Annotated in this window: 2 protein-coding genes and 1 pseudogene; 2 read left to right on the top strand and 1 reads right to left on the bottom strand. The window is 74.6% G+C overall.

The features are described 5' to 3' along the window. Window positions 1-455 (top strand): annotated as a pseudogene (locus tag ACLEQD_RS37995) (hypothetical protein); the annotation flags it as partial. 24 nt (window positions 456-479) lie between these two features. Further along, on the top strand, window positions 480-3,533 hold the full coding sequence (locus tag ACLEQD_RS37990; protein WP_410390740.1) for a hypothetical protein: 3,054 nt from the start codon (window positions 480-482) through the stop codon (window positions 3,531-3,533). Between the two features lie 51 nt (window positions 3,534-3,584). Here ACLEQD_RS37990 and ACLEQD_RS37985 read toward each other — a convergent pair. Further along, the coding region (locus tag ACLEQD_RS37985) for a DUF4388 domain-containing protein (RefSeq protein ID WP_410390739.1) at window positions 3,585-4,385 on the bottom strand (801 nt) is incomplete at its 5' end.

Here is a 4,385-nt window from a genome sequence, read left to right as displayed (position 1 = left end):
CTCGTCTGGCGGCCCGGCCCCTGGCTGGTGGTGGCCCGCTACGGCCTCACGCGCGAGCTGTCCCCGGCGCCCGCTTCGCCTTCGGGGACCGGGTGCTCCAGACGGTGTCGCTGATGCCGGCGGTGCGGCTGGGCGAGCGGCTCTCCGTGGCGTCCGGCCTGCACGTCGGGCGCTCCAGCCTGGGGGAGTCCTCGCGCTGGGTGTGGACGGGCACGCTGCGGCCCGCGGTGCGGGTGCTGGGCGGACTGGAGGTCGCGGTGGAGGCCGCCCGGCGCACGTCCGCGGCGGATGGCCAGGGCCTGAGCGCGCTGCGGCCGGAGGTGGCTTACCGGCTGGACGAGCGGCTGCGGGTGGCCCTGGGGTACACCGTCCTGGGCTTCAGCGGCTTGGGTCTGGAGGCCAAACCGGAGGATGCTCCGGATCGCCTCTATCTCCGGGCGGAAGTGGCCTGGTAGTCGCCGGGCAGAGGGACGTCGAACGTGCGAGTCTGGCGGATCATCCTGGGGCTGGGACTGTGCGCGGGCGTGGCTCGCGCGGAGTGGAGGAACGTCCAGACCCAGACGGGCATCCCGAAGGACGTGACCGTCTTCCGGCCCGGCTTCTTCGCCGTGGCCACCGACACGCAGCTGTACGTGTCGCGCGACGGCGGCGTGACGACCCTGAACGAGGGCATGGCGGGCAGCTTCCTGCGCGTCCCCGACTGCGTGGTGGGCATCCGCACGGACGGCATGCTCCGGAGCGTGGGCGGCTGCTCCCCGGCGGACGACGGCAAGCGCCTGTTCCCCGACGACGGCAATGAGTACGAGGTGCGCGCCGTGCGCGTCACGGCGGACGGAGGCGTGGGCTACGCCGTCGCCGCCGAGCTGCCCCTGATGACCCCGCAGTTCCGCTCCTCGCTCGTCCCGCCCGACGGCGGCACGGCCGCGTGGGGCGTCCTGGCTCCTCCACAGCCGGGGCAGACCGCGCAGCCGCAGCTCGCGGTGCTGCCCCCGCAGGCGGATGGCCTGGCGCAGGCGCTGTTCTCCGTGTCCTCGGCCAAGGCCAACTTCGTCTGGTACCGGGGCACGAGCGCGGTGGCCTACACGGCCTCGGGCATCACCCCGCCGAACTCGGCGCACGGCGTGGCGCTGCTGCCGGGCGCGACGCCGGACAAGCCGCTCGCGTTCTTCGGCAACGACACGGGCCTGTTCCGCGGGACGCTGGGCACCTCCGCCAACCCGTTCGAGCCCATCCCGCTGGCCCCCGGCGCGGTGGACGCGCTCGCGCTCGACGTGGTGAGCGGCTCCATCGCGGGGACGGGCTTCGGGCTGCTGCTCCTCAAGCAGGCCGACGGCAAGGTGACGGCGTTCAGCGCGGAGCCGGTGAGACCGCCGGCCCTGCCGGGCACGCTCTGGCGGCAGAACACGGACCTGCCCACGGGCATCACCCAGTCCGCGCTGCAGCTGGCCTGCGCGGACGCGTCCTACTGCGTCGCCATCCTCAACGGGCCCGCCCAGAACGTCCTCATCTACCAGAACGCGAATGCGCCCGACGTGAACGAGCTGCCGGGCAGCGTCCGCGTGGACGAGGGCACGGCGCAGGACGTGCAGCTCCAGCTTCGCGACGGTGACGGGGACGCCGTGCGGCTCTCGGTCACGGTGCGCGCGCCGGGCAGCCCGCTCACCATCGTCCAGGCGCCGCTCGACTCGCGCGAGGACAGTGGGCTCAAGCTGAAGCTCACCGCGCCCCCGGCCGTCTGCGCGAGCCAGACGTCCTACCTGGACGTGGTGGCCTCCGACGGACTGCGCGCGCATGACACGCCGAAGGCCATCGCGCTGGAGCTGCGTCACACTGTCGCGCCCGGCGCGCCCCAGGGGGCCGTCCTGGCGGTGGACGGCGGCGCCTTCTTCATGGGCGGGCCCCCGGGCACCCTCACCCCCACGCGGGGCACCACCGGCTGCGAGCCGGTCAAGTACGCCTGGACGACGCCCGCCCGGGCGCCGGTGCTCACCGAGGACGCCATGGGCGTGGCCACGCTCACGCCGCCCTCCACCCGGGCGGACCGCTGCAAGGAGGGCACGACCTCCTACGACTACGAGGTGCGCGCGTACGACGGCGAGCTGAGCTCCCTGCCGGCGACGGTCCCGGTGCAGCTCCACCCCTGGGGACCGCCCGACGCGCCGTTCACCAGCGGCACGCGCGAGGTCTACTCCGGCGCGGCCCTGGGCCCCCAGGCGACCCACCTGTGCGCGGCGGCTCCGGGGACCCCGGCGACGCCGGGACTGCCTCCGGTGTCGACGTTCTGGTCCGTCCTGGAGAATCCCTCGGGCGTGTCGGTGCTGGCCCTGCTGGGGAACAGCCGGCGCCCGGTGGGCTCGGAGCCCCTGGAGGGCAGCGCCGTGCTGCTCGCCTCGGCGACCTGTGTGGACACGCTCCAGCTGAAGCTGCGCGCCTTCAACCGCATCACCGTGGACGGCTACGTCCTCGACGGCCCCCCGTCCGACGTGGACGTCGCGGTGAAGCCGCGGTGGGTGCCGGTGGACGCGGTGCAGGCGGAGGTGACGTTGGAGCCGCCGGAGGAGCGCAAGGTGCGCGGCCGCGTGACGACGAACCCGCCGGTCAACTGCACGGGCATGCGCGCCCTCTCCACGGTGGTGACGCTGGAGGACCCGGCCGACCCGAGCCGCGTGTTCGACACGCGGACGTACCCGTGGGCCGCGGGCACCTTCGAGCTGGACCTGCCCCCCACCTGCGGCAGCGCCAGCTACACCGTGCGCACGCGCGTGCAGGAGGCGGTGGCGGAGGGCTCCGTCAAGACGCCGGAGGTGCTCACGCCCTTCTCGCGGGACGCGCGCAAGGTGGAGCTGGGCGAGCTGGACGGAGAGCTCATCGCCACCTGCGGCGAGGGCGCCCGGGGCACGCTGCGCCAGACGATTCCGGAAGGGGCCTGCACCGCGGTGGACCTGACGTGGACGCCCGGCGAGAGCCCGGCGCTGGAGCCGCTCGTCCCGCAAGGGGACTCGGTGACGCTGGCCACGGTGGACACGCAGCTGGAGCCCCTGGTGGGCGAGCACGTCCCCCTGACCGTGACGGCCACGGGCGAGGGCGCCAGCGAGGGGAAGACGCGGACGCACGCGGTGCGCATCGGCGCCCGGCCCTTCGTGACGGTGGCGCGGCGCACGGAGACGACGGGCGTGGGCACCGACTCCGGCCAGTTCGGCGTCACGGTGACGCTGCGCAACGACACCGCCTGCGACGTGAGCTCCATCCGCTACGCGGAGACCGTCTCCGGCGCGCAGGTGCTGCCCCGGAGCGTGACGCTGAACGGCCGGCCGGTGACGCCCGTGGAGGTGACGGAGCAGCACTTCGAGGTGGAGCAGGTGCCGCTGCCCGCGGGCGCCACCGCGACGCTCACGTACGTGGTGCGGCCGGCGCTCTTGACGGCGCCGACGTACTCGGGGACCGCGACGCTGCGCGAGGTCGTCGTGTCGCGGGCGGAGGCGCCGCCTGCCTCCACGTCGGCTGCGGGTGCTCCGGCGGGGGCTCGGGCGTGACGGCCTTCGGGCTGGGCGCGCTGGCGTGGGCCGCGCGGCGCAGGCGCGGCGTCAGAGCCCGAAGCTGATGCGCTGGCGGCGGTTGGGCGTCTCCTGCCGCTCCTCCAGCACGCCGGACAGCTCCAGGCCGCGCAGGGTGGCCAGGGCCTCGCGCTCCGACAAATCCGTGAGGGCCAGCAGGTCCTCCACCGTCTTCGTGCCGTCCGCGAACGCGAGCAGCATCGCCTGCGGCCCGCCCAGCTTCAGCTCGTGCAGGCCGTAGGGCGGATCCGCCGCGGGGAACAGGCGGCGTCCGGGCGCCATGCGCTGGCGCAGCGCCACCAGCGTCTCCGTGCGCGCGACGCCCTCCAGGATGAGGTCCCCGGGGAACAGCGACAGCGGCACCAGGTCCGCGCGCTGCGGCCGCATGGGGCTGAAGCCGTAGCCGCCCTCCGTCCACGCGAAGGTGGACCAGAGGATGTCCTTCACCTGCTCCTCCAGGAGCTGGCGGCGCTGCTTGGGGCTCAGGAGCCCGCGCTTGAGCAGCGCGTCGCCGGTGCGCAGCGAGTGCTCGCGCGCGTAGCCCACGGCCTCCGCGAGCTGGGCCTCGGTGAGCGCGCCCTTGCGCAGGCAGAAGCGGCCGAAGCGCTCCGGGGCCAGGTTGGAGGCGGCGTACACGACGCGGCCCGCCTCGAAGTAGACCACCTTGAGCACCGTGCCCTGGCGCAGCTTCAGCTCGCCGTGGTGACGGGCCTCGTAATAGGCGTTGAGCAGGCGCGGCACGGACGTGTGCGCCAGGTCTCCGCCGAGCGACCACTCCGGCAGCTGGCGGCGCTGGCGCGCGGGGGCGGGCGCGGCCTCCGTCCGACACGG

The sequence above is a fragment of the Corallococcus sp. 4LFB genome (assembly GCF_046520365.1).
Taxonomy (GTDB): Bacteria; Myxococcota; Myxococcia; order Myxococcales; family Myxococcaceae; genus Corallococcus; species Corallococcus caeni.
This window is presented reverse-complemented; position numbering and strand designations above follow the sequence as displayed.